General features: G+C 64.8%; 27 protein-coding genes. 5 read left to right on the top strand and 22 right to left on the bottom strand.

Annotated features, from left to right (window positions below; all coding sequences use genetic code 11):
- Nucleotides 1-3: 3 nt before the first annotated feature.
- Together IC50_RS30885 and IC50_RS30880 are read right to left on the bottom strand one after the other, a co-directional pair.
- The gene (locus IC50_RS30885) at nt 4-720 is read right to left on the bottom strand and encodes an HAD family hydrolase (RefSeq protein ID WP_035713990.1); all 717 of its coding nucleotides are present in this window, start codon (nt 718-720) and stop codon (nt 4-6) included.
- A 34-nt stretch (nt 721-754) separates the two neighbouring features.
- Complete coding sequence (locus IC50_RS30880) at nt 755-1834, bottom strand: ABC transporter ATP-binding protein (protein ID WP_035713988.1); 1080 nt, start codon at nt 1832-1834, stop codon at nt 755-757.
- A 210-nt stretch (nt 1835-2044) separates the two neighbouring features.
- Between IC50_RS30880 and IC50_RS30875 the strand changes: the two genes are divergently transcribed.
- Nucleotides 2045-2983 carry a LysR family transcriptional regulator gene (locus tag IC50_RS30875; RefSeq protein ID WP_035713985.1) on the top strand — a complete coding sequence of 313 codons (939 nt, stop codon included), beginning with the start codon at nt 2045-2047 and terminating at the stop codon, nt 2981-2983.
- 195 nt (nt 2984-3178) lie between these two features.
- The gene (locus tag IC50_RS30870) at nt 3179-3586 is read left to right on the top strand and encodes a nuclear transport factor 2 family protein (protein WP_035713983.1); all 408 of its coding nucleotides are present in this window, start codon (nt 3179-3181) and stop codon (nt 3584-3586) included.
- 24 nt (nt 3587-3610) lie between these two features.
- On the opposite strand, the gene IC50_RS30865 is transcribed toward IC50_RS30870, so the two are convergent.
- Nucleotides 3611-4366 (bottom strand): HAD family hydrolase, encoded by a 756-nt coding sequence (locus IC50_RS30865; protein ID WP_035713981.1) that lies wholly within the window; start codon nt 4364-4366, stop codon nt 3611-3613.
- A gap of 170 nt (nt 4367-4536) precedes the next feature.
- Between IC50_RS30865 and IC50_RS30860 the strand changes: the two genes are divergently transcribed.
- Nucleotides 4537-5385 (top strand): SDR family oxidoreductase, encoded by an 849-nt coding sequence (locus IC50_RS30860; RefSeq protein ID WP_035713977.1) that lies wholly within the window; start codon nt 4537-4539, stop codon nt 5383-5385.
- Nucleotides 5386-5558: 173 nt separating this feature from the next.
- Here IC50_RS30860 and IC50_RS30855 read toward each other — a convergent pair whose 3' ends face one another.
- Nucleotides 5559-6446: a dienelactone hydrolase family protein gene (locus IC50_RS30855; RefSeq protein WP_035713973.1), complete on the bottom strand. Its 888-nt coding sequence runs from the start codon at nt 6444-6446 to the stop codon at nt 5559-5561.
- Between the two features lie 752 nt (nt 6447-7198).
- Between IC50_RS30855 and IC50_RS30850 the strand changes: the two genes are divergently transcribed.
- Nucleotides 7199-7777, top strand: a complete 579-nt coding sequence (locus tag IC50_RS30850; protein WP_035713970.1) for a MarR family winged helix-turn-helix transcriptional regulator — start codon at nt 7199-7201, stop codon at nt 7775-7777.
- Between the two features lie 12 nt (nt 7778-7789).
- Here IC50_RS30850 and IC50_RS30845 read toward each other — a convergent pair whose 3' ends face one another.
- Nucleotides 7790-8755, bottom strand: a complete 966-nt coding sequence (locus IC50_RS30845; RefSeq protein WP_035713967.1) for a hypothetical protein — start codon at nt 8753-8755, stop codon at nt 7790-7792.
- An 808-nt stretch (nt 8756-9563) separates the two neighbouring features.
- Between IC50_RS30845 and IC50_RS30840 the strand changes: the two genes are divergently transcribed.
- Nucleotides 9564-10334 carry a response regulator transcription factor gene (locus IC50_RS30840; RefSeq protein ID WP_035713964.1) on the top strand — a complete coding sequence of 257 codons (771 nt, stop codon included), beginning with the start codon at nt 9564-9566 and terminating at the stop codon, nt 10332-10334.
- Between the two features lie 191 nt (nt 10335-10525).
- Here the strand turns inward: IC50_RS30840 and IC50_RS30835 are convergent, their stop codons facing one another.
- The 17 genes from IC50_RS30835 to IC50_RS30755 all read right to left on the bottom strand — a co-directional run.
- Nucleotides 10526-10984 carry a hypothetical protein gene (locus IC50_RS30835; protein WP_035713960.1) on the bottom strand — a complete coding sequence of 153 codons (459 nt, stop codon included), beginning with the start codon at nt 10982-10984 and terminating at the stop codon, nt 10526-10528.
- Nucleotides 10981-11493: a flagellar biosynthesis protein FlgN gene (locus tag IC50_RS30830; protein ID WP_085974051.1), complete on the bottom strand. Its 513-nt coding sequence runs from the start codon at nt 11491-11493 to the stop codon at nt 10981-10983. Before IC50_RS30830 ends, IC50_RS30835 begins: the two co-directional genes overlap by 4 nt.
- Before the next feature lie 42 nt (nt 11494-11535).
- On the bottom strand, nt 11536-12012 hold the full coding sequence (locus IC50_RS30825) for a rod-binding protein (protein ID WP_035713957.1): 477 nt from the start codon (nt 12010-12012) through the stop codon (nt 11536-11538).
- Complete coding sequence (locus tag IC50_RS30820; RefSeq protein WP_035713954.1) at nt 12009-12428, bottom strand: hypothetical protein; 420 nt, start codon at nt 12426-12428, stop codon at nt 12009-12011. The genes IC50_RS30825 and IC50_RS30820 overlap by 4 nt, the downstream gene beginning before the upstream one ends.
- 6 nt (nt 12429-12434) lie before the next feature.
- Nucleotides 12435-13187 (bottom strand): flagellar biosynthesis protein FliR, encoded by a 753-nt coding sequence (gene fliR / locus IC50_RS30815; RefSeq protein WP_035713951.1) that lies wholly within the window; start codon nt 13185-13187, stop codon nt 12435-12437.
- Nucleotides 13184-15265 (bottom strand): flagellar biosynthesis protein FlhA, encoded by a 2082-nt coding sequence (flhA, locus tag IC50_RS30810; protein ID WP_035713948.1) that lies wholly within the window; start codon nt 15263-15265, stop codon nt 13184-13186. Before flhA ends, fliR begins: the two co-directional genes overlap by 4 nt.
- 77 nt (nt 15266-15342) lie before the next feature.
- Nucleotides 15343-15609 (bottom strand): flagellar biosynthesis protein FliQ, encoded by a 267-nt coding sequence (fliQ, locus tag IC50_RS30805; protein WP_027572776.1) that lies wholly within the window; start codon nt 15607-15609, stop codon nt 15343-15345.
- Nucleotides 15606-16025: a flagellar hook assembly protein FlgD gene (gene flgD, locus IC50_RS30800; protein WP_035713945.1), complete on the bottom strand. Its 420-nt coding sequence runs from the start codon at nt 16023-16025 to the stop codon at nt 15606-15608. The genes fliQ and flgD overlap by 4 nt, the downstream gene beginning before the upstream one ends.
- Nucleotides 16026-16040: 15 nt before the next feature.
- Nucleotides 16041-16451 (bottom strand): flagellar biosynthesis repressor FlbT, encoded by a 411-nt coding sequence (flbT, locus tag IC50_RS30795; protein ID WP_035713942.1) that lies wholly within the window; start codon nt 16449-16451, stop codon nt 16041-16043.
- Entirely contained in the window at nt 16451-16795 is a 345-nt protein-coding gene (gene flaF / locus IC50_RS30790; RefSeq protein ID WP_035714020.1) for a flagellar biosynthesis regulator FlaF, read from the bottom strand. Before flaF ends, flbT begins: the two co-directional genes overlap by 1 nt.
- Before the next feature lie 68 nt (nt 16796-16863).
- A complete protein-coding gene (locus tag IC50_RS30785; RefSeq protein WP_035713940.1) occupies nt 16864-17910 on the bottom strand; it encodes a flagellar hook-associated family protein in 1047 nt (348 codons plus the stop codon).
- A 3-nt stretch (nt 17911-17913) separates the two neighbouring features.
- The gene (gene flgK, locus IC50_RS30780) at nt 17914-19389 is read right to left on the bottom strand and encodes a flagellar hook-associated protein FlgK (protein ID WP_035713937.1); all 1476 of its coding nucleotides are present in this window, start codon (nt 19387-19389) and stop codon (nt 17914-17916) included.
- A 34-nt stretch (nt 19390-19423) separates the two neighbouring features.
- Nucleotides 19424-20656 carry a flagellar hook protein FlgE gene (locus tag IC50_RS30775; RefSeq protein WP_035713932.1) on the bottom strand — a complete coding sequence of 411 codons (1233 nt, stop codon included), beginning with the start codon at nt 20654-20656 and terminating at the stop codon, nt 19424-19426.
- Between the two features lie 90 nt (nt 20657-20746).
- Complete coding sequence (locus tag IC50_RS30770; RefSeq protein ID WP_035713929.1) at nt 20747-21328, bottom strand: transglycosylase SLT domain-containing protein; 582 nt, start codon at nt 21326-21328, stop codon at nt 20747-20749.
- A complete protein-coding gene (gene fliK, locus IC50_RS30765) occupies nt 21279-22619 on the bottom strand; it encodes a flagellar hook-length control protein FliK (protein ID WP_035713926.1) in 1341 nt (446 codons plus the stop codon). The genes IC50_RS30770 and fliK overlap by 50 nt, the downstream gene beginning before the upstream one ends.
- Nucleotides 22616-23794: a chemotaxis protein gene (locus IC50_RS30760; RefSeq protein WP_035713923.1), complete on the bottom strand. Its 1179-nt coding sequence runs from the start codon at nt 23792-23794 to the stop codon at nt 22616-22618. The genes fliK and IC50_RS30760 overlap by 4 nt, the downstream gene beginning before the upstream one ends.
- Nucleotides 23791-24078: OmpA family protein (locus IC50_RS30755; protein WP_035713920.1), on the bottom strand; the 288-nt coding region annotated here is incomplete at its 5' end. The genes IC50_RS30760 and IC50_RS30755, both read right to left, overlap by 4 nt.

The following is a 24078-nucleotide window of genomic DNA, read 5'->3' as shown; positions in this document are numbered from 1 at the left end:
GATTTACGCCGCAGGCCCAATGGCCGCGTCGGCGAGCGCCTTCAAGGTCGGGTAATGAAAGTCCGGCTTGGTCAGCGTCTCCACCGCCGGCGTGCCGCCGAAGCCTGCAATGCCCTGGCGGCGCTCGATCCAGCACACCTGGTAGCCGAGCTTCCGCGCGATCCCGATGTCGTGATACTGGCTCTGCGCGACGTGCAAAATGTCGGACTGCTTGTAGCCGAAAGCGGACTGACGCCCCCTGTTGTAGGCGAAGAATTCCGGATCCGGCTTGGCAACACCGGTGTCGTCGGCACACACCGTGTCATCGAAGGGATTGCCGAGCGCGTGCGCGTAACAGGAGAGCGCAACGCGGTCGGCATTGGTCATCGCCACCAGACGGAATTTCGTGCGCAGGCGCTTGAGCGCTTCGACCGAATCCGCGAACGGCTCCCAGCGCAACACCGAGAGCTGGAACACGTCGCAGGCAGCGTCATCGGCGGGCAGTCCGAGCTCAGTGGCGAGATGGCGATAGACATGGAACATCGCCTCGCTCGAGCGGCCATAGTGCTTGTCGCGGCCGCGCTTGTACGGCTCGAAAATCTGATCGTCGCTGAGCTCGGCCGGCGTCTTGCCGGAGATCTTGCGCACCGCGGAGAGCACGCCGGCCTCGAAATCGATCAAGGTGCCGACGACGTCGAACGTGAGAACCTTGAAATTGCTGAACGCGGCTTGGGTCGACATGTGAGTTTCTTCTCTCGGTTGAACAGACTGGAGTTCAGTCCACCCTGGGCACGACGATGGTGTCCTCGGGGTGAAGGGCGACGGTGAGGCTGCCGCCGAGCGGCGGGATACGGCTGTAGGCCTGGTGATAGCTCGGCTGGCGCAGGCTGAGCGCGATGCCATCAGCGAGCGCCAGGAAGATGCGCAGGCTCTCGCCCTGGTAGACGATGTCGGTGACCGTGCCCGTCAGCCGGTTGCAGACGGCACCCTGCGCGCCGTCGTCGATCAGGAGTTTTTCACTGTGCACGGCGAGCATCAGCGCACCTCCATCCGGAATGGCGCGGGCGCTGCGCAGCAGTGCATTGCCGAGCGCGACGCTGGAGGCATCGACGCGGCGGACCGGCAGCATCGTCGCCTCGCCGATGAAGCTGGCGACGAAGGAATCGGCGGGACGATCGTGCAGCCGCTCGGGCTCGTCGATCTGGACCAGCCTGCCGTTCTTCATGACCGCGACGCGGTCGCTCATGGTCAGCGCCTCGCGCTGGTCGTGGGTGACATAGATGATGGTGGCGCCGATACGCTTGTGCAGTGCGCGCAGCTCGATCTGCATGGACTCGCGCAGCTGCTTGTCCAGTGCGGAGAGCGGCTCGTCCATCAGGATCAGGCGCGGCTCGAAGATCATGGCACGTGCCAGCGCCACGCGCTGACGCTGGCCGCCGGAGAGCTGCGCAATGCCGCGTTCCTCATAGCCGGCAAGGCCGACCATCGAAAGCGCCGCGCGCACCTTGTCGGGCCAGCTCGCCTTCGGCAGGTGGCGCGCGCGCAAGGGAAAAGCGACGTTCTCGCCGACGCTCATATGTGGAAACAGCGCATAGTTCTGGAAGACGACACCGATGCCGCGCTTGTGCGGCGGCATGTACGTGACATCACGGCCGCCGAAGAGAATTGTGCCTGACGTCGGAACGATGAAGCCGCCCAAAATGCCGAGCAACGTGGTCTTGCCGGAGCCGGAGGGACCGAGCAGAGAGACGAACTCGCCGGCGCCGACATCGAGGGAGACATCATCGAGAGCGCGAACGGCGCCATAGGCCTTGCTGGCGGACCTGATCTCGACGCTTTCCGCTCGCTTGTCCAATGATCGTCCCCGCGATGTCCCTTTGCTGGCGTGCCTCACTGTGCGCCATAAGCTCACTTTATAGACAGGAAGTCTGAGCAACTCACGATCGAGCGTGCGTCGCACCATCGCCTCTCTCGCAAGCTTTGTCTTTTGCCGTGATGCCGATGACATCAGACTTGGCAAAACTCGGCAATTGCCAAATTCTCACCGCGCTCATAACATGACGTTATGCCCGAGCTGCGCCGGATGCTGCCCTCCAGTAACGCCCTGTTCGTCTTCGACGCAGCGGCGCGCAATGGCAGTTTCACAGCCGCTGCCGCAGAGCTGAACGTCACGCAGCCGGCAGTAAGCCGGATGCTCGGCCAGTTTGAGGAGCATCTCGGCGTTCGCCTGTTCGACCGCACAGCGGGACGCGCGGTACTGACCGAGGAAGGCGAGCTGCTCTATCGCCGCGTGCTCGAAGGCTTTCGCAGCATCGAGACCGGCCTCGTCGAGATCGAGCGGCGCCGCAAGGGCACCGAGACAGTGACGCTATCGGTCTCATCAGCCTTCACCACGCATTGGCTGATGCCGCGCATCGACAAGCTGCAAAAGCGGTTTCCCGAGGTCGATCTGCGCTTCCAGCTCATCTCCGGTGCACTACGCGGACCGGTGGAGAATGTCGATCTGGGCATGCGCTTTCGCGACCGCGACGAGCCGTCCTCCGGCGGCACGCTGGTGATGAAGGAAGTCATGCTGCCGATGTGCAGCCCCGGCTATCTCGGCGAGAGCGATCCCACCGAAGGCAACACCATCATCCGTCTCGCAGAGACGCCGGGAGACTGGGCGGCAGAATACGCATCGCTCCTCACCGGACGCCGCGGGGCGGCGAAAGCGCTGAGCTTTACCGACTATGCGGTCGTGGTGCAGGCCGCGCTGCTCGGCCAGGGCATTGCGCTCGGCTGGCTGACGGTGGCATCGCATTGGCTCCTGACCGGCGCGCTGGTGCCCGCCTCCGACACGCTCACCACCACGCGCCGCATCTGCGAATTCCTGCCGCCGCGCAACCGGCCAATGCGTCCGATCGCCGCCGAGATCCGCGACTGGATCATCGCGCAGATGAAAAGCGAGATCGCCGCGATCGACCGTCTCTATCCGAAACTCGGCGCGATGGCGGCGTGTTATTGATGCTCGTCTCCCTCTTCCCGCCTGCGGGGAGGGTGAGGCTCCCGCAATTCCGCGACCGGCTGGACGCCGGTGGTGCGCGCCGGGCGGTAGAGACGACGCGCGTCTCAGCTTGATCGCATCTTGAATGCTGCACTGCGGCCAAAATCGACGGAAGTCGCGCTTGATTTTTGCCTGTCCTTGGCCCACCCCGGAGACATGGCAAAGGACAGCAAGGTCATCGCCGCCAACGCGGCCTTCTACGCCGCCTTTTCGACCGGCGATTTCGACGAGATGCAGCGGATGTGGGCGGATGACGACGCCATCTCCTGCATCCATCCCGGCTGGCCGGCCATCATCGGGCGCTCCACTGTGATCGGAAGCTGGCGCGACATCCTGCAAAACCCGGAGCGGCCGCAGATCGTCTGCGCCGAGCCGCAGGCGATCGTCGATGGCGACAGCGCGCGGGTGCTCTGCATCGAGATCGTCGACGGCACCGCTTTGGCCGCCGCGAACCATTTTCGCCGCGTCGGCGACGACTGGCGCCTCGTGCACCATCAGTCCAGCCCGATCGCGCAGATTGTCGAACAGGCTGAGGACGATAGAACGAGCCACCGCGTCCACTGAACGCAGTGATCACACCAGCGTAATCTACTGTGCATGGGGTTGTTCTTCAGTTTTTTGTTTGGCGGCACCGAGGTCCGACAGATCGTCCAGCACGACCCGCGCCGCGGCGAAGTCATCGTCCCCGAAGAACCTGCTGCGCGTGATCAGAACCGGGATGCCGGCACGCGAGGCCGCAATCAGGCCGTTGGCGGAATCCTCGATTGCCACGCAGTCCGACGCGCCCAGCTTCAGCCGCGCCAGGATCTCGACATAGACGTCCGGCGCAGGCTTCTTGTGCCGCACGTCATCGCCGGCGACGATCGCCTCGAAATCCGCAGCCCAGCGTTTGCCCAGCGCCTGCGAGAGCAACGCATCGATGTTGCCGTGCGAGGTGGTGGTCGCAATTGCGAGCCGCTGGCCCCGGGCCCTCGCCGCAGCGAGGAGATCCGCCACGCCCGGCCGCAACGGGCAGCAGCCGGTCTCGATCAACTCGGCATAATGCGCGGTCTTGATGCGGTGGAGCTCTGCGATGTCCATGTCCGACAATGGCGGAGCGCTCCGCCGGCTGGCGTGGTAGGCCCGCATGCGCTCCTTGCCGCCCGTCACCCGCAACAGGTCCTTGTAGACGGCGCGGTCCCACCGCCAGTCGAGACCGTGACGGGCGAAGGCAAGGTTGAAAGCCTGCCGATGCAGTTCCTCGGTCTCCGCCAGGGTGCCGTCGACATCGAAGATCAGCGCAGCCGCGCGCCGGATCAGCTCGCCGGCATCGCATCGCACTGCCGCGGGCGCTTCCGCCTGCATGATGGACCCGGTCGCCAACGACGCCTCCCTCCCGACCTGGCTGTGACGTGCGAGCTTTGCCCGCAGTGGCGGGCGAGACAAATCGCAATATCTTTTGCCGGACCCAAAAATCTCTTATGAGCGAAAGGCGCCACGGCGCGAGCGGGAACTCCGACCTCCACAGGAGACGCATGCGGCTCTTCATCCTCGGCCTCGGCTACAGTGCCCGGCACTTCGTCCGTCAACACGGCGGCAACTTCTCGCATATCGCCGGCACCGTGCGCGATCCCGCACAGCGGAACGATATCTCCGGCCTCGAGGTGCATGCATTTTCCGGCAGCCGTCCGTCGCAAGGGACGGTTCAGCAGGTTCGCAACGCCGATATCCTCCTGGTATCGATCCCGCCCGGTAGCGCCGGCGATCCCGCCGTCACGGCGTTCGGCGACGTGCTACAGGAAGGCCGCCGCAAGGTCGTCTATCTCTCCACCATCGGCGTGTACGGCGATCACGGCGGCGCGTGGGTCGACGAGAGCACGCCGCCGCAGGCCGTCCTCGACCGCGCGCGCATGCGGGTTACCGCGGAGCAAGCCTGGACGGACGCGGCGTGCGGCGATCCGGCGATCCTGCGGCTCGCGGGCATCTACGGTCCCGGTCGCAACGCGCTCGTGACGCTGCGCGCGGGAACGGCGAGGCGCATCATCAAGCCGGGACAGGTCTTCAACCGCATCCACGTGGAGGACATCGCAAACGCGATCATGGCTGCCGTTCACCACCGGGGTGGCGGCATCTGGAACGTCTGTGACGACGAGCCCGCGCCGCCGCAGGACGTGATCGCCTATGCGGCGAAGCTGATGGGCGTGGCGCCGCCGCCCGAGGAAGCGTTCGCGACCGCCGAGCTGTCGGCGATGGCCCGCAGCTTCTATGCCAGCAGCGCCCGTGTCTCCAACGCGAGATTGAAACGCGAGCTCGGCCTCACGCTGGCGTACCCCACCTATCGGCATGGCCTCGACGCGCTGTGGCGCGCAGGCGAAGGACGATAGGGTACCTGCACTCCCGCGCCTCCCGGACATGCCTTGCCCGCGCTTGACTTGGCCCCAGCGCGGTCGTGACCGCGAACAGGTCCAGGACATCGTCTACGGCGCAATGACGAAGTGAGCTCGGCACGATCCGAGAGAGAGGGCGGCCGCTCTGGCTGCCCTCCTGATGCCCGGTGTCAGCCCAACACGCCGTATTTCCTGAACCAGGCCCGCGCCTGCTTCCAGGCGTCCTCCGCGGCGTCTTTGCGGTAGCTGCTGCGATAGTCGGCATGGAAGCCGTGCGGCGCTTCGGGATAGATCTTGAATTCCGCCGTCTTCTTGCTCTGCTCGAGCGCTGCCTTCATCTGCTCGACCTGGGCCACGGGAATGCCGCTATCGGCGCCGCCGTAGAGGCCGAGCACCGGAGCCTTCATCTCGGGGGCGAGCTGCATCGGGCTCTTCGGCCACAACGGATTTGGGGGATCGACCAACGGACCATAGAAGGCAACGCCGGCCTTGAGGGCGCTGCTGTGGGCGGCGTACTCCCAGACCGTGCGGCCGCCCCGGCAGAAGCCGATGATGCCGAGCCTGGTGGCGTCACCGCCTCGCGATCCGGCCCACGCCGCCGTCGCATCGAGATCCGACATCAGCTCGGCGTCCGGCTTGGCGTTCACCACAGCCAGCAGGTCCTTGATGTCCGACACCTTGGTCAGGTCGACGCCCTTGCGGAAATAATAGTCGGGCGCGATTGCGAACGCGCCGAGCTTGGCGAGGCGCCGCGTCACGTCCTTGATGTATTCGTGCAGGCCGAAGATCTCCATCGCCACGATGATGACCGGCGCCCTGGTGTTGCCGGCCGGACGGGCGAAATAGGCGGGCATCTCCTCGGAGCCGACCTTGATCCTGGCATCGCCGGCCTCGAGACCGTTGGTATCGGTCGTGACCACCTCGGCGCGCACCGGCCCGGCCGCAAGCGTATAGCCCGCCGCCACGGCCGCAGTGGCACTCATGAATCCGCGACGCGAGACCGGGGCGCGCTCGGTCAGTCCGACGACGTCGGCCGTCACGGTGGTTTCGAAGCTCATTGGTCCATCCCTTGCTGCTGCCTGTGCCCCCGGGTGGCGACGCATTCGCCAATAGTTGCCGGCGAAACGCAAATCACCAGCCTGCGAGCACGCTCGCTTCCACGCCAAGCCCTGACGTCGTGTCCCCGGCGCGGCCTGGGACATCGGGTTCATCGCGAGCAGACCGGCGATCGCGCAGACGGGTGCTGCATGCAGTCGTCGGGTTCGGCGATGTTGCGAGGATGACTGCGACGGCGGCGCGTTTGACGTTGAGCCACGCCAGCTGTCCAACGACACTCCGACATTCCCCGGATCGCGTGTGCCGGACTTAACCGTCTGGCTGCATTGCATCGCAACATCCATTAACCGAAAAAGACGGTTCTTTCCGGGGCGGCCAAAGCGGCAGGGGGAGCAGGCAATGCTCATGTCGGCACATTCGACACGCTCGGCCGCAACAAATGGCAGCCGCGGTGGCGACAATGACGCATCATGTTGCTCGCGCATCGCACATCATCGCCAATTCGCGCGCGAACCAGCCCCATTTGACTGAAATTTTCCGAGGATCCGAGCGGTGCGATTTACTCGAACTTTCTTTGTGACGCCCTAGTTCCACGGCCGGAAGTTCCATCTCCGCGCGACGGAGAGACCTCTTCCCTCACGCGCGATCGGCCGTCCGGCAACGGGGAAGAGCGCCCGCGGGTTTCATTCTCGTCCACCCAGATTGCGCTACCCAAGGCTCAATTGAATAAACGTTTATCCGACCTGGAATTGAAATGAATTTGGCTCGTGAATCGATCGAACTGCTGGAGCAGGCTGCGCGAATCCTGTGGTTCGAAGGCACCAAGCACGGCTTGCGCGACCGCGAATGGATGGCACTGCGTTTTCTCTCCCGGGCCAACCGGTTTTCCCGAACGCCGTCGGCGCTGGCGAGCTACGTTGGCACAACGCGCGGCACCGCCTCGTTCATCATCGGCGAGCTCGAGCGGCTCGGTTATCTCGAACGCAAGCGCTCGGCCACGGACAAGCGATCGGTGATGTTGAGCGTGACGCAGCAGGGCAAGAAGTTCCTGGTGCGCGACCCCGTCAATGTTCTCGTCGAAGCGATCGCCGTGCTCGACGACGACGTCAAGATCCGCTTCCGCGACACGTTCCGGCACGTGCTGGATCAGTCGGACGCAGCCGAGCAGCGGCATCACACCGATGTCTGCAAGCGGTGCATCTTCCTGCGGGAAGATCGCACCGCCACGGACGGCAAGATGACGGTCGAGTTCAGCTGCCGCCTGTTCCGCGCGCCGATCGCGGAGGCAGAGGTCGATCTGCTATGCAGCAGCTTCGAGTATCACCGTCAATAGAAGGCGGCTCGATCAGGGCGTCGCCCGACGTGACGAATAGATGACGCCGCCGCTGGATTCCACCACCAGGCGCCCGTTCTCGTTCCTGATCTCCTCGATGCGACCAATGCCGGGGACCTGTTGTCCCAGCACGGCCTCGATGACGCCGTTCGGGCCTTGCAGAATCGCAATTCCCTCATAGGCTTGGCGGACCGACCAGCCCTTGATCGTCTTGCGCGGCGCCGATGCGCGCTCCGACGCAGGCACCGAGCCGGTGAATTCGGGCGCTGCGACCGAGGCCATCATCGGCCCTTGCTGTGACACCGGCTGCGATTGCACCATTGCCGGCGCCTGAGCCTGGGCCTGCTGCACCTGGGCCTGTCCCTGGGCGAGCTTGTCGAGCTTCGCCGTCGAGGACGAACTCACCCGCTCGATCCGGTCCAGGTTCTCGGCAAACCTGCCGAAGCGATCGTTCGTCACCTTGCTCGATTGATCGACCGCCGTGCGCAGGCCGTCGAGATTTTCGGATACGCCCGATACCTGCCGGCGCAGTTGCGCGACGGTCTCGCGCAGATTTCTGATCTCCGTATTGGCCGCGGCGTTGTTCTGCGCAGGCTGGGTGGTGAGGTAGGCGATCACGCCGGTGCAGGCGCAGACCACCAACATGGCGGCGACCGCCAGAGTTGCGAGCGGCGCGACCCATGTCGGACGGGGTGGCGGCGGCTTCGCCACGATCACGGCCGGCTTGATCACGGCCGGAGCAGGTTTCGGGATCGCCATCTTGTCGAGGCGCGCCTTGGCACGAATGCGCTTCAGCCCCTCGAGCGCCTCCCTCGCGAGAGCTTCGTCGCTCGCCGCGGCCGAAACGCGCTTTGCGCTCGCAGGCGGCTTGGTCGCTCGCATCGCATTGTCGTTTGTATCGCGCGCTTCCGGAGCCGGCTTCGTCGCCGCGGAAGCATCCGCGGTCGGATTGGGACGAGCTTGTCCATCGGACAACATGTGATGATGCTCCGTTCGATTCGATCTGTCGAACGGTGACGCTATTTGCCGAAGCTTGTCCGAAACGTGCGCATCGAACGACCATTGATCGCGCGCGATGCGACATCGCATGGATCAATCACGCCATGCACGTGACTCGAAAGACACACACTCGCCAAGATTTCGCCAAGCTGGAGTCGTCTTCGCGAACGTGAGTCGAATTGTCGCACGCGGAGAAGCGAGCGATCGAGTCAATCCCGGGTTGAAAACTCATCAATGTGCATGACCCGCGGCACAACTCAAAATGGCTGTGATTCTACGGGGATGCCTAACTTTACAACCGCCACGGCGCAAAACTAGTTAAGCATCCGAAACAACTGATGGGATTGGATACACCAAGAAACAACCTGAAACGAATCAACAGCATCAAGCAAACGTAGCAATCGCTTTGTTTCGCACGCTTGATCGGAAATCGGCAATTGTTACGGTCCTACTCAAGTGATTCTCGCCAGTTGGCGAGGAGATCGACACGGTTCAGCAGTGTTCGGACGCGATGAGCAACTTGGCACAACCGTTCTAGGTCGTTTCTCGATCCGCTCCGCGAGGTGATCCGCAAGGCACCCGCCGGGCCTCACCCAGTAAGCGTTCAGTATCGAGTCGAAGTAGCAGGCCTGCAGGACGCAGGCACTGAATGCGTAGGGCTGCCCGCGAATATCGAGATCAACAACGGTAGGCGGGTTGGAATGTCGTCAAACAGCATGGTCGTCGAGCCGGTGCATCACCACCAACCAGCCGGCCGCGACAAGTGCGAAACAGGGGCGAAAGACTGATGTATATTATCGTTGATGATCGCGAGAGCGTCGCGAACAGCTACGTCGCAGGGCTCGTTCGCGAAGGCATATCGTCGATCGGCTTCTCCTCGGGAGAATTCTGGGACTGGCTGCAATCCGCCAGTGAATCGGATCTGGCGGCAGTGGACGCCTTTCTCCTCGGTGATTGCGATACCCGCGGAAGCCTGCCGCGGGCGATGCGCAAGCGTTCCTCGGCGCCCATCATCGCCATGAGCGGCCAGAAGATGCTCAAGAACACGCTGGAGCTGTTCGAATCCGGCGTCGACGACGTCGTGTACGTGCCGATCCATCTGCGCGAGATCCTCGCCCGAACGGCCGCGATCGCGCGCCGCCGGGTGGGCGAGTTGCCAAGGCCCTGCGAGAGCACAATCCAGGTCTTCTTCAACGGCCGTGACCCCGAGATCGCGGGCCACGCCCTCACCCTGCCCCGTCGAGAACTGCGCATTCTCGAATATATGGTCGCCAACCACGGCAAGTGGATCACCAAGACGCAGATCTTCAACGCGGTCTACGGCATCTTCGAATCCACCTTCGACGAAAGCGTGATCGAGAGTCACGTCAGCAAGCTGCGCAAGAAGCTCCGCGACCGCCTCGGCTTCGACGCGATCGTGGCCCGGCGCTACGTCGGATACCGCCTCAACATCCCGGCCGGCGAGACCCTCGACGACCCGGTGCAGGAGCTCGACGAGGTCGGCATCCTCCTGAACAGGGCGCATGCCGCCTCGGCGGCGTACCCCGCCGGAAACTGACACGGCAGAAGCCTGCCACGAACAGACGACGGGCCCCCCCTCCGCGAAGCACCTTCGCGGAGGCCGTTGTACTTTCAGCGGCAGAGACGGCAGGACTTACGCCTGCATTCGCGGGCAGCCGTCGTGGCGCCGGCTTCAGCCGGCCATTTGGGGCACGATCCTTCCGGAAGCGCTGTTCCGGACGGCTTGCCCTACGGCTTCTGCTGGAATTCTTCCTTGGATACGTAGTTGAAATCCTCGACCAGGACGTCCTGGACGACTTCAGCCTGCATCCGTTCGTTGACGCGCTGCTTGATGGCCGTCGTCAGGATGGAGAGGTCGTAGCGGGCGAGCTTCCTGAAGTCGAGGCGCTCGTCGGCATAGATCCTGCGGAAGGCCTCGTCGACGACGAACGGCTCCGGCGGGACGTTCAGCTGGCGCATGATCCGCGCCTCCACGGTGTAGACAAAGCGCGCGACGATGTAGCCCTGTACATTGCCGTTCTCGACCATGGGCACGCTCAGTGCCCGCGTCTTCTGATATTGCAGCCCGTCGAGATATTCGTCCTTCGCCGGCAGCAGGCTGCCGTTCTCCTTCCAATAGGCGACGGCGTAGCTCGTGCCCGCGGTGAGGATGCATACCCAGAGCCCGGCCAGCACCAGTCTGATCATTTTCCGTCCTGCGCTGCGCGACCGGTATAGGTGCCGTCCGACTCGGCATCCTTGATCGCCTTGACGATGATGCTCGCGACCTCACGCACCGCGTCATAGTGCATTTCCAGAACGGAGCGATTCCGCTCGAGCTTCTCGCGCAGCCGCTGAATCTCCTCGGTGATCTCGACTTCGCCGCCGAGATGCATCCGCACCCGCATCAGACGGACGAATTCGAGCATGCTCCGGCTCTTCCGCGCGCTGAAGTCGTCGAAATCGATCTTCTGACCCGTCGTGAGCGCGACCGTCTCCTCCTCGACGACGCTCGCGAGCCGGCGGATTGCGGCGAGCAGGCCGCGCACATCGTCCGACTTCGCCGCATCCATGCCGCCGACCACCATCTCGCTGCCCACGATCGGCAGCAGCACGGGCAGCAGAGCATCGCCCGCTGCCGCTTCCGTCGTCGTCACCTCGGTATCCGCGACCGCCTGGTCCATCGCCATGGCCGCCGTGCCTTCTTGTGCCTGCATAGGAAATTCACCCCTCAAGTTCTGTCACCCGTTCGCGGATCGTCATCCGGCCTTCCCCGCAGCGTCCGGTCCGGCCGGATGTGCGGCGGCGAGCTGCCTGGCGATGCCAATGCCCTTGCCCTTCGCCAGCTGGTTGCCGAGCTGCTCTGCAAGCATCGACTTCCAGACGCCGCCGGCCGTGCCCTTGCCGAAGACCTCCTCCGATTCCTTCGGCAACATCGTCTCGACGAAGGTCTGGAGGACGAAGGCTTCGAATTTCCGGTAAACCTCGCCGGATGCCGGCGCCTTGATCATCTGCACCGGCGCTCCGTCCGCTGCACCCGACTGCGCTTCCGAAACCTTCGTTGCGGATTGCTCGGCAACCGCCGCGGCCTTGCCGATCTCCGCGTCCATCGTGGCGGCGAAGTCGGCATCGGAGGATTTCAACGCGTCGAGCTTTGCCGTGGCCGCGCGCTGCGTCACGGGATCGGCGGCTTCGAGGACGTCGAGAACGAGGTCGGGTGTTGCTGTCACGATCATGGCTTGTTCCGGTTGACTGGCCGTGGCATCCACACGCGCACGGCAGGGCTTGTTCCCATCAGCTCCTCGAGCGAGCGCTTCTCCGCCTCACGCAGCTTGTTGGCGAGCGCCGTCTTCGCGACCTCCTCGAGCTGCTTCACGCGGCGGCTTTCCGCGCGAACCTGGTCGATCTGCTGAGCAGCCTGCGCCCGCACCGCGCGCGCGCCGATGCTCGTCCTGCTCAAGCGCCGCGCGATCGAATCGCTGGACGATCCCGCGGGCGGCCTGCCATCGTTCAGGGCTCCGACCAGCCATTCCTGCTCGTCCTGCAGGCTGCGCTCCTGCTGCCGCAGTTGCGCGAGCTGCCATTCGGACAGCCGAAGCTGGAGCTTCACCAGCGAGACCATCCGGCCGAGCTTGTCCGCGCGCGACGCCATGACCGCTCACTCCGCCAGCCAGGATGAGACGCCGAGCATGAATTGCGTCAGCAGTTCGTCGCTGGTGAGGTAGAACAGCAGAAAGCCGCCGAACAGCACGAAGGGCACCGAGATGAAATAGACGGGGATCGCCGGCGTCAGCTTGTTGATCAGACCGACCGCCAGGTTGACGATGACGGAATAGACGATGAACGGGCTCGCGATCCGCAGCGTCAGCACGAACGCTTCCGACAGGCGGCCGACGAGCTGGTCGAGCGCCATGCCGCCGCCGAGTCTGTCGCCGGGATGCCAGACGTCGTAGGAGTTCATCAGCCCGCGCAGCACCTGCCAGTGCTGGTCGGTCATGAAGAACAGCGTGGTGACGGCCGCCATGATCAGCGGCACCAGGGCCGGCGCGGGATCGGTGTCCCCGACCGGCGTCCCCGGAATGTTGCTCAGCCCGATCGCACTCGCCATCATGGTCGCCATGGTCTGGAGCGCGAGGAAGAACACCCGCCCGCCGAGCCCGATGACGCAGCCGACCACGAGCTCCGAGCAGATCAGGAGCGCCAGCGACAGCGGCGCCGCGTTGTCCGTCAGCGGTTTCAGGACCGCGATCAGGATCGGCGTCAGCGCGAATGTCGTGACCAGCGCGACGAACAGGCGCACCTGGGGTGGAACGTTGACGCTGGAATAGCCGGGCACCAGCATCAGGCAGGCGCCGATGCGGCAGAACACGATGAACGTCACCAATACGCTGTCGGCGAGGCCGCTGATCACGATACGGCTCCGAGCGCCCTGATCTCGGCGCTGCGCGCGACTTCGACATGCGACAGGATCGGCAGGGTCGGGAACACCCGCTCCAGGATCATCCGGACATAGGGACGGGCCTCGGGGGTCACCGCCAGGACCACGCTGGTGCCGTTCTCGGTGAACTTGCGGATCGCGGCGCTGGCTTCGGTCGCGAACTGCTCGATCAGGCGCGGATCGGCGTCGAACTCGACGACGTCGCCCTTGGCGTCGCGCTTCAGGCTCTGGTGGAACGCAAGGTCCCAACGGTTGCCGAGACGGACCACGTTGAGGACGCCATTGTCGGAGAGATCGCCGCAGATCTGCTGGGCGAGCCGCGTCCGCACGTGCTCGGCGACCTGCTCGGAGCGCCTCACGTGGGGCGCGATCTCGGCGATCGCCTCGAGGATCAGGTGAAGATTACGAATGGAGACTCGCTCGGCCAGCAGGATCTTCAGGATCGCCAGCAGGCCCGAATAGGAGATCTGCGAGGGACAGAGATCCTCGACCAGGCGCTTGTATTCGGGATCGAGCCGGTCGAGCAGCCCGCGCATGTCCTTGTAGGACAGGAGCTGGGCGAGGTTCGCCCTGATCACTTCGCTCAAATGGGTGAGCAACACCGACAGGTTGTCGACCGGCTTGCAGCCCTGCCGCTTGACTTCGTCGGTGAAGGCTTCCGTCACCCACAGCGCCTTCATCCCGAAGGCCGGTTCGATCACCTCGTCGCCCGGCACGTCGGGCTTGCCGTCCTTGTCGACCAGCACCAGCACCTCGCCGAGCCTGAGCTCGCCATGGGCAACGCGGGTGTCGTGGATCCGGATCTGGTAGCTCTTGGGATCGATCGACAGATTGTCGGTGAGCTTGATCTCGGGAATGACGAATCCGTACTGCTTGGCGAACTTCTTGCGGATCTTGGCGACGCGATGGCCGAGCTCGGTGCGCGAGCCCAGAAGATGGACCGAAAGATGACCGCCGAGCGCCAGCTCGATCTCGGCGGTCTTGAGCTGCTCCTTGACGGATTCCTTGGCGTCGGCCTGGGCGCGCTCGTCGGCCCTGCGCGCGTCCTCCTTCTGCTTCAGCGCGGCCTGCCGCTTCGGCAGCGAATAGCCGACGAAGGCCATGACGCCCCCAAGCAGCACGAACGGCGCCATCGGCAACCCCGGCATCAGGGCGAGCACGAACATCATCAACGCGGCAGCCGACACCGCGCGCGGATAGCCGCCGAGTTGCCGCAGCACCGCCTGCTCCGCCGAGCCCCTGGTGCCGCCCTTGGAGACCAGCAGGCCCGCCGACAGCGACACGATCAGAGCCGGCATCTGCGACACCAGACCGTCGCCAACGGAAAGCTTGGTGTAGACGTCGGCGGCGCGGGAGAGCGTCAATCCGTGATGGGTGACGCCGATGACGATGCCGCCGAAGATGTTGATCGCGGTAATGATGAGACCGGCAATGGCGTCGCCCCGGACGAACTTCGAGGCGCCGTCCATGGCGCCGAAGAACGCGCTCTCCTCCTCGAGCTCGCGCCGCCGGCGCTGGGCTTCCTTGTCGTCGATCAGGCCTGCGGACAGGTCCGCGTCGATCGCCATCTGCTTGCCGGGAATGGCGTCCAGGGTGAAACGGGCGCCGACTTCGGCGATACGCGTCGCCCCCTTGGTGATCACGACGAAATTCACCGTGACCAGGATCGCGAAGATGATCAGGCCGATGACGAAATCGCCGCCCATGACGAACTTCGAGAAGCCGGCAACGACGTGGCCTGCGGCCTGTTCGCCCTCCCCGCCCCGCGACAGGATCAGGCGCGTCGTCGCGATGTTGAGCGCGAGGCGCAGGATGGTCGCGATCAGCAGCACGGTCGGAAAGGCCGAGAAGTCGAGCGGCCGCTGAATCCACAGCGCGACCATCAGGATCAGCGCCGATAGCGCGATCGAGAACGCGAGGCCGAGATCGATCAGGATCGGAGGAATCGGCAGGAACAGGATCGTGAGCATGGTCACGATGCCACCCGCGAAGAAGGCGTCCGCTCCGAGGCGGCGCGGGCTGGGCAGGCTGGCAGCTAACGTATCGGCCATGGGTCACCGGCAGAAGGGTCCAGTTCGCAATCTGCCGCGCAAAGCTTACGCGAGGGTGGTGCCGTGGGCTGTCCGGATCAGAAGCCGTGCTCGATCCGCGAATAGACCATCTCGGTGAAGGTCGACAGATGCGCGCCGATGAAGGAGCCGGAGACGGCAACGACCAGGAGAATGACGATGATCTTCGGAACGAAGGTCAGCGTCACCTCCTGGATCTGGGTCAGGGCCTGGATCAGCGCGATGACGGTGCCGACCAGCATCGCGGCGCCGACCGCAGGCCCGGAGGCGACGATGATGGTCCAGATCGCCGCCTGAACGATATCGAGGGCGTCCCGCTCGTTCATGACTGGCTGATCGTGAGCCCGGGCCCGACGGCGACCTTCGTGCCGTCCTCGAGGGTCGCGATGGACCCGTCGCTGTTGATGGAGACCGAGACGACCTTGCCGCTGAAACTGGCGCCGGTCGAGTCGGTGAAGCTGACTGTCTTGCCGATCAGCCCGTTGGCCTGCGACAAGGACTGCGAAGACAGCAGCGCGTCCAGCTTCGAATTCGTCTGCATCGCCTGCTCGACCGTCGAGAGCTGGGCGAACTGGCTCATATATTGCGAGGTGTCCATCGGATTGGTCGGATCCTGATTCTTCATCTCGGCGACGAGAAGCTGAAGAAACGTGTTGTAGTCCACGCTGTTGCTCGAGGTCGGCGAGGTGGTGCCGTAAGAACTGGACGTGCCGGTCGTATCGGTCGCGCTGTTGACGTTCATCTGGCCTCTCCGCTGTCAGGCAGCCTCGAATGGGGAAACGGTGGCGGCGCCGGCCAGGATGGCCTGCTCTACCGGGAACAGGGCCCGAATCCGCTTGAGCGCCTCGAAGTAGCGGGTCGACCCGACCAGCTCGTCGACCGCGCCGAGTCCATCCAGCATCTCGCGGTTCTCGCACACGGCACGGAGGGCCGCATGATGCTGCGCGTAGAGCGCCGCAGCGTCGCGAACGTCGGTCGGGTTCATCAGCATGAGCTGGACGATGAAATAGAGCTGCCGCAGCGCCGTGGTGGCGTCGGACGCCTGCATGACCTGCCCCTCGAGCAGGAACATCACGTCGTTGACGAGCTCGACGGAGACCTTGCGGTCCACGCGAAGCACCGCGCCGTTGATGTAGATCCGTTCGCCCGCCCGCAAGGAGATCTTCATTAAAGCGCGTCTCGGATCAGGCGGTTGATTTCGATGAGCTGCACCACGTCGTTCGACCGCTGCTCGCGGAGACGGTCGGCTTCCTTGACGACCCACAGGCCGATCGAGATGATGTCGGCGCGCAGCTTGTCAGGGAGACCGTTTTCCGGGTGGGCGAGATCCTCGATGAAGATCGTCCACAACCGCCGCACATAGAGCAGGCTCTCGACCAGATCCTCGATGTTGAAGCGACCCTTCTGGATCCGCTCGAGCCGGTCGATGCCGAGGCTGAGCGCCTGCCGCTCGCGGCTTCGCGCCTCGGAGCCACTTTCGTCAACGACCGCTTCATAGGCTTCAAACGTCATCAGCATCACTCTGCGCAGGAGACCGAACGACTAGACAAGAGGTTACGAGCCTTACAGGGCAGCCTGGCTCAGAGATAGTTGATGAGGCTGATCTTCTGGAGCTGCGAGGTGAGCGCCAGCGCCGTCTGGATCTGGGTCTGCAGCGTGTTGACCCGGACCGAGGCCTCGGTCGGATCGACCTTCTCCATGCCGACGATCTGATTGTTCAGAATGTCCTGCTGCGTCTTGAGCTTGGCGGTTGCGGTGGTGACCCGCTGCTGGACCGTGCCGACGCCGCCGCCGAGGGCGGCAAGGTCGTTGATGGCGTTACCGACGAGCCCGATGGCCTTGTCCACGACGACCTGGAACGTCTCCTGGCTCAGGTCTACATTCCCGAGATCCGCCATCATGGTGTAGGCCTCGGCGAGCCTGCGGAAGCCGATCTGATTGGCGCTGACCGACGTATCGGCGATCTCGGTCGTGGAGATGCGGCTTTGCATGGTCTGGTCGGTGGCCGATGACCAGTTGGTGTTCCAGGCCGGGCTCGCGAACTCGGCATCGAAGGTGGTGTCGAGGAAGGTCTGCATCTGGGCCGGCGTAATGCTGCCCACGCCGGGCGAGGATTGCGAGAAGCCGAAGCTCGCGAGAAAATCGGCATCGACCTGGTTCTTGCTGGCCGAGCCCGCGGTGTAAGCCGTGATGGGCGCGTTCTGCGTGTTGATGCCCGAGAACAGATACGAGCCGTTATAGGAGACGTTCAGCGCGCCGATCAGATCCTGGAGATTGGAGGCCGCAGGCGGCAGGATGACCCGCCCGCCGCCGTCGGTGCTGCGGGCCGCGATCAGGTCCTTGAGGAAGTCCGTTGCGGTCTTGCTGAGCTGAGTGATCCGGTTCTGCGTCACGTCCAGGCGTCCCGAGACGAGCCCGTTGGTATCGACGAGCTGATCGGCGAAGCTGAAGTCAGCCCGCAGCGTGAGGTCGCTTCCCGTCGTGGCACCAAGCTCGAGGCCGACGTCGTAGAAGCGGCCGGTGGTCGCCTCCGTCGACGCCTTGCTCAGCGCAGCCTGGTTGTTCGTAATCGAGGACCTCAACGACGAGGACAGCATCAGGGTCGAGATGTAGTTCGCGCTCATCATGGCTCAGTTCCCCACGGCAGCCAGCAGGCTCTGCAGCATTTCGTCGACGGTCGAGATGATCTTTGACGATGCCGAATAGGTGCGTTCGACCTGGAGCATCAACGCCATCTCGTCGTCCATGTTGACGCCGTTGACGTTCGACAAGGCCGTAATGCTGCGGTTGAGCAGCGTGCTCTGGTACTCGGAGTTGTCGTTGGCGGTCTTGCGCTGGTTCTCGATCCAGCTCGTCGAGGACGATGCGAAGTCGATCAAGCTGCCGTTCGGCTTGCCTTGCGTGGTTGCATCGAACGGCTGCGACGCATCCATGTCGGCGATGAGCTGCTGCAGCCGGGTCGAATAGCCGCCGTTGCCGGCGGTGTTGTACTGATAGGCGGGGTTGCCGCTGATCGCGCCGTCGCGCAGCAGATCCGGGTTGCCGCCCTGGGCCGGATCGACCGATGCGGCGACCGAGATCGTGCCGGCAAGGCCCACCGAGACGGTTGCGCTCGCCGGCATCGCCGGCGCGCCGGGATAGGTGAAGAGACCGGGGACGTCGGGCAGCGCCGCGGCCGTTTGATCGCTTTCCCTGAAGGTATTGATCAGGCCGCGTGCGATTTCGTCGAGCTGGCTCTGATAGGTGACGGTGTCCTGGTCACGCAGCTGGGCGAGGCCCGCGAGCCTGCCCGACTTCAGCGGCATGACCGAATTGGCGCCGGTCACGGGAACGCCGTCGATGTACACGGCATTGCCCGTGGTGCCGGCGGTGTAGACATTCGTCGGCGCAAAGCTCACCGTCCGCGCCGTCTTGTCGAACAGCACGACGCCGCTGTCGGTGTAGAGCGCCGCGTCGCCGTTGGGGCGGATCGACATCGAGACGCCGACCTCCTGCGACAGCTTCGAGACGATGTTGTCGCGCTGGTCGAGGTAGTCGGTGATGTCGTCGCCGGAGATCGTTCCCTTCACGATCGCGGTGTTCACCGTCTCGAACTGGGAAAGCAACTGGTTGATGTTCTGAACCGACGTTTTCATGTCGGCATCGGCGCCCTCGCGGACCGATTGCACGGTCCGGGTCGCCTGGTTGAGCGCGGTGGCCATGTCCTTGGCGGACGTGACGGCCGCCTGCGCCAGCGTGGTGTTGTCCGGGGCGTTGGCATATTTCTGCAGCGCCTGCTTCAGCGCATTGAGCTGCGCCGTCGGAGACTGATCGAGCTCGGGATCGTCCACCGTCGCGGCCGCGATCTTCTGGAGGCCGTCATAGATTACGCTCTGCTTGACGGACGCCGAGGTCGCGGTCAGGACGTTGGTGAACAGGCCGCCGCTCGCGGCGCGCTGGATCGCCGCGACATAGACACCGGCATTTGGCAGATTGTCGAGCACGGCGATCTTGCGCGAATAGCCGGCAGCGCTGGCACCGGCGATGTTGCGCGAGATCGTCGAGGACTGAATGCCCGACGCCATGAGCGAAGCGCGAGCGGAGTCGAGAGCGGCGGTGAGGGACATGGTTTGCACTTGCCCGGAATGGGCGCTGAAGAATTCAGCGCTTCAAGTTGACGACGACGTCGAGCAGGTCGGAACCGGTCTGGAACGATTTCGAGTTGGCGGTGAAGCCGCGCTGAGCCTCGATCATTCCGGTGAGCTCGTCCGCAAGGTCGACGTTGGAGTCTTCCAGGGCGCCGGACTGGATCGTGCCGAGCCCGCCGGTGCCGGCATTTCCAGCCTGCGCATTACCGGAATTCTGGTTGGTCGAATAGACGTTGCCCGGCTCCGGCGTCAGATTGTCGGGGCTCGCGACGTCGGCGAGCATGATCGTGTAGAGCGTCAGTTGCTGCCCGTTCTTCAGAATCGCCGTCACGTGCCCCGCATCGTCGACGTCGACCTTGTCGATGGCCGCGGGAACGCTGCCATTGACGGTGGCCTTGAAGCTGAAGTCGGTTCCGACCTGCGTCATGTTCGACAGATCCATGGTCAGCGCCGCACCGCCGGGGACGGTCACGGTGAGACCGGTCGGGCTCGCCCCGGCCAGCGCGCCTTTGCCGGCCGCCGTGGTGTCGAAGGTGAAGGTGGTGGCGGCGCCGAGCGAGGTGCCCGTCGCGGAGTCATAGACCTCGATCTGCCAGGTGTCCGAGCCGGCAGCCGTCGCCGTGTGGGACATGTAGACGTCGAGCGTCACGGCCTGGCCGATATTGTTGTAGGCCACGATCGAGCTCTTCGAGGAATATGACGCCGGGCCGGGCGGACCGGCGATGACGGCGGCTGTCGGATCCAGGTTGCCGGTCGTGAGCGTTCCCGCCGTCGACGGTACGGGCACCTGCGGAACCTGGGCGATGTTGACGATCTGCATGCCGGACAGGCTGTTCTGCGAGAAGTTGGTCACCAGACCAGGCTGTCCCAGAAGATAGTAGCCGGCCGCATTGACCAGATTGCCCTGGGCGTCCGGCACGAAGGAGCCGGCGCGCGTCAGATACTGCTGCGTGTTGTTTGCGTTCGACACCACGAAGAAGCCATTGCCCTGAACGGCGAGGTCCGTGCTCGAGGTGGTGAACTGCGTATGTCCGGGATCGGTGATGGCGTAGCGGACCGTGGTCTCGACGGCGCCGGAATCGTAATTGCCGGAGCCGCTCTTCAGGATCAGCGAGGAGAACTCCGTGGAAGCCCGCTTGTAGCCGGTCGTGTTGACGTTGGCGATGTTGTCCGAGACCGTCGACAGCTTGTTGGACTGCGCAGACATACCGGAAACACCGGTGCGCATAACACCATACAGGCTCATGAATTGGGCTCCTTTGATAGGTTGCAGCTACAATGGGGGATCTTGCTTGCGCGGGGCTGATGATTGGAGGCGATGCACAACTTCATGTTGTCAGGTCGTTTTCGGCTGACAGAACGAGCGCGCCTGGTCGGTCCACGCGCCGAAGCCGCTCGAGACGAGATGAGCGACGATGTGACAGACGTAGCGCTTCTGCGCCGGCTGGTTGTTGGGGCCTGCATTGTAGCGGGCGACTGCCATGGTCCAGCTGCCTTCGCGCTGCTTCAGCTCCTTGAGGAAGCGCGCGGCATAGTCGACGTTCCTGGCGGGATCGAACATCGCCCGCACCGAAGCGAACTTGTCGCCGTGGTAGTAGTGGTTGACCTGCATGCAACCGAGGTCGATCAACTTGATCCCCTTGCTGCGCATCATCTCGAAGTTCGCGATTGCGTCATCCATGTTCCTGGCGAACACGGTCTGGCCGTCGGCACCGAGGGCGTAGGGATGGAGCGCGCCGCGCCGACCGGTCTCGGTGAGGCCGACCGCATAGAGAATGCCGAGCGGAATCCCGTGCTGCCGGGCCGCGCGCGCCATCTCGCGCTCGCAGGGGCGAGCGTCGTCGGTCGCCGCCGTCGCGACGCCAGCGTTACAGATAAACAGGGCCGCGGCGGTTCTGCTGGCCCAGGTCCTGGTCATGACGTGTCTCCTGGTTGGACTGGCGCTCCTGCCGGGCCTGTCTGGCGCCGCCGTCTGACTGTCCCGACGAGGTGCCGGGGCCGCCGAACGCTCCTTGCGACTGCGACGAGGGCTGGTGCTGGCCCGGGAGCTGCGGTTGCGATTGGCCGGAGCCGCTCTGGAATCCGTCCAGCGAGCCGTGCCGGACGGGCGCGACGTCGGCGACATAGCCGGCCGACTGCACGAGATCGCGGATCTGGTCGCGCTGCTGGTCGAGCATTTGGCTCGTGTCCCTTCGCTCGGCCGCAAGCTGGACGGACACTTCGGTGCCGACGAGCCGCAGGCGCACGGTGACGTTGCCGAGCGCGGGCGGTTCGAGATTGACGGTCAGGATCTTGAGCGGCTGATCCGGCGCGTTGGTCCGGGAAGCTGCAAGATCCGGCGATGCCGCCGACGGTGCCGAGGACTCCTTCAGCTCGGCGACGACCGCATTGGCGACCTGTTGCGGGGCGTTGAACTGCGCCGGCGGCAGATGGGTCTCCTGCTGGACCACGGTGACCTTGGTCGTCTCGGGCAGCGCAGCACGCGCCGAGGCCTTGGCAGCGCGCTCGACAGTGGCCGTGACCGCCTCGAAGCCCGCTGACGCGGGCATTGCACTCGAAGCCTCCCCGCCTTGCGTCGATGCCGGCTGCAGCGCCGTCGCTTGCGAAGCCGCAGCCTGCAGGCGCGCGGCGGTGGGAGCAACACTGGACGGGGCGGTGTCGGCCGTCGCCGGCTTTGCCGCGCCCGCGGCGGGAGCCTCGCGCTTCGCCGTGGAGGACCGCCCGTCGCGCGCCAGCGCGTCCTTGTCGGCGGACTGCAATTGCATCTGCGTCTTCACGGCGGGCGCGGCAGCGATCTCCTGCCCGACCACCACAGCGATGCCCGATGGCCCCTGGACGTCTGACCCGGCGGCATGATCCACCGGACGTGGCGTCTCCGACGACCGGTCGGCCGTCTCGTCGGAGGACTCCTCCGTGGACTCTGGTCCCTCGGACGCCGCGATGCGTTCGCGCACCGTCGCGCCCTTTTTCTCTTCGGTCGGGTGCGCCAGACGCGTGCGCAGCGTTCCGGTCTTGGCGGTCGTATCGCTGCCATCATCGCTCAGCGCCTGCTTCGCGAGGCTCGAGACGGTGCGGAGCAGATCGTTGAACGACGAATTTGCCTGCGATTTGGTCCCGGCGCTCCTTGCGGAACGCGACGTCCCGCGCATGTTGAGACTCTCGGCGAGACCCGAGAAGAGCTGTCCGGAAGTTCCACTGAGCTTAGTCATGGACGGCGGTCCCTGGTGAGGAGTTCGAGTTCGCCGAGCTGCTTCTGCGCGCGCGCGAGCGTCACGGCCGACGACGCCAGATCGAGTCGCGCCGGCGTTGCCGGAGGCTTGTCGGCTGCTGCGGCGGGTCCGCCCGCGAACGGCTTGCGGACGTCGAGCGCGAGCTGCACCGTGGCATTCAGGAGAGGGACGTCGCGCTCGGGCAGCTTCGACCGGTCGAGCGCCTTCAGCTCGGCGAGACCGCCGTCATATTCGTCGGTGAGCGCCCGCGAGGCGCCGCGAAAGAAATGGGCCCGCTCGCGATCCGCCGAGGCGTCGGCGCTGAGCGTCAGCGCCCGCTCGCCGGCAAGCCGGGTCACGGTCAGCCGCCCGCGCACCATCGCGGCGCGCGCGATCACGAGATACAGCTTGAGGCGGCTGGCATGATCGACCTGCTCCAGCAGGGCCGTGATCCGCGCAAAGCGGCGCTCGTCGAGCGCCAGGCTCGATTGCGTCAGCCCCGCGGAGAAGCGCTGCCAGAAATCGCCGCGATAGATCGAGTTCCCGTAATGGCGGATATAGGCCAGCGTCAGAAACTCGAACTTCTCGAAATCCTCCGCCTGCCCCACCAGCAGGATCTCGCGCCGCAGCGCCGCCTCTTCGACGAGCGTGCCGGGCAACAGCAGGCGCGCGTCGTCCAGACGCTCGATCGCGAGCGATGCCTCTGCACGCGCGAACAGCGCGCCCTGGACCAGCGCGACCTGTCCGCCCAGGCCCGAGGGAATAGTCCGCGGCCTGACGTCCTTGAGCAGCTCCCGCGCCTCGTCCTGACGACCCTCGACATAGGCGAGCGCACCATTGAGCAGCCGCTCGTCCACGTTCATCCTGTCGCGCGGCAGCTTGCGGACGATCTGCGGCGCTCCGCCGCTGAGCAGGTAGATGACCACGGCCTGGCCGTTCTGCGGATTGCTCCACACGGCGGGATCGGCAGCGAGAAACTTCTCGCCGATCTGCCGGATCAGCGCGATGTGACTGCCATGCGCGGCGGTGTCGCCGCTGGCGATGCCGTCCTGCACCGCCTGTAGCGCACGGACGAGCTCATAGGGTTCGCCGGACAGGGGCGCAGGTTGGGCAAGCGCGTTCGCCGCCGTGAACGGCAGCAGCAGCAAGGCGGCGCGGCGCAGCAGCCTGATCAAGGGCGCTTCTCCCGGATCAGGATCTCGATCCGGCGGTTCTGTGCGGCTGCCGGATCGTTCGGAAGCTTCGGTCGCCGGTCGGCGTAGCCTTCGACATGCTCGATCCGCCGCGCATCGACGCCGGAGCGAACCAGCATGTAGTAGGCCATCTGCGCACGAGCGGTCGACAGCCGCCAGTTGTCGTAGGTTTCCGAACGATACGGCCGGTTGTCGGTATGGCCGCGGACGATGATCATGCCCTGGCGCTTGGTCAGCAGCGGTCCGATCCTGTCGATCACGCGGAT

The sequence above is a fragment of the Bradyrhizobium genomosp. I (2014) genome (assembly GCF_000261685.1).
Taxonomy (GTDB): domain Bacteria; phylum Pseudomonadota; class Alphaproteobacteria; order Rhizobiales; family Xanthobacteraceae; genus Bradyrhizobium.
Note: the sequence above shows the minus strand (reverse complement) of the source record. Positions and strands in the feature narration are given on the sequence as shown.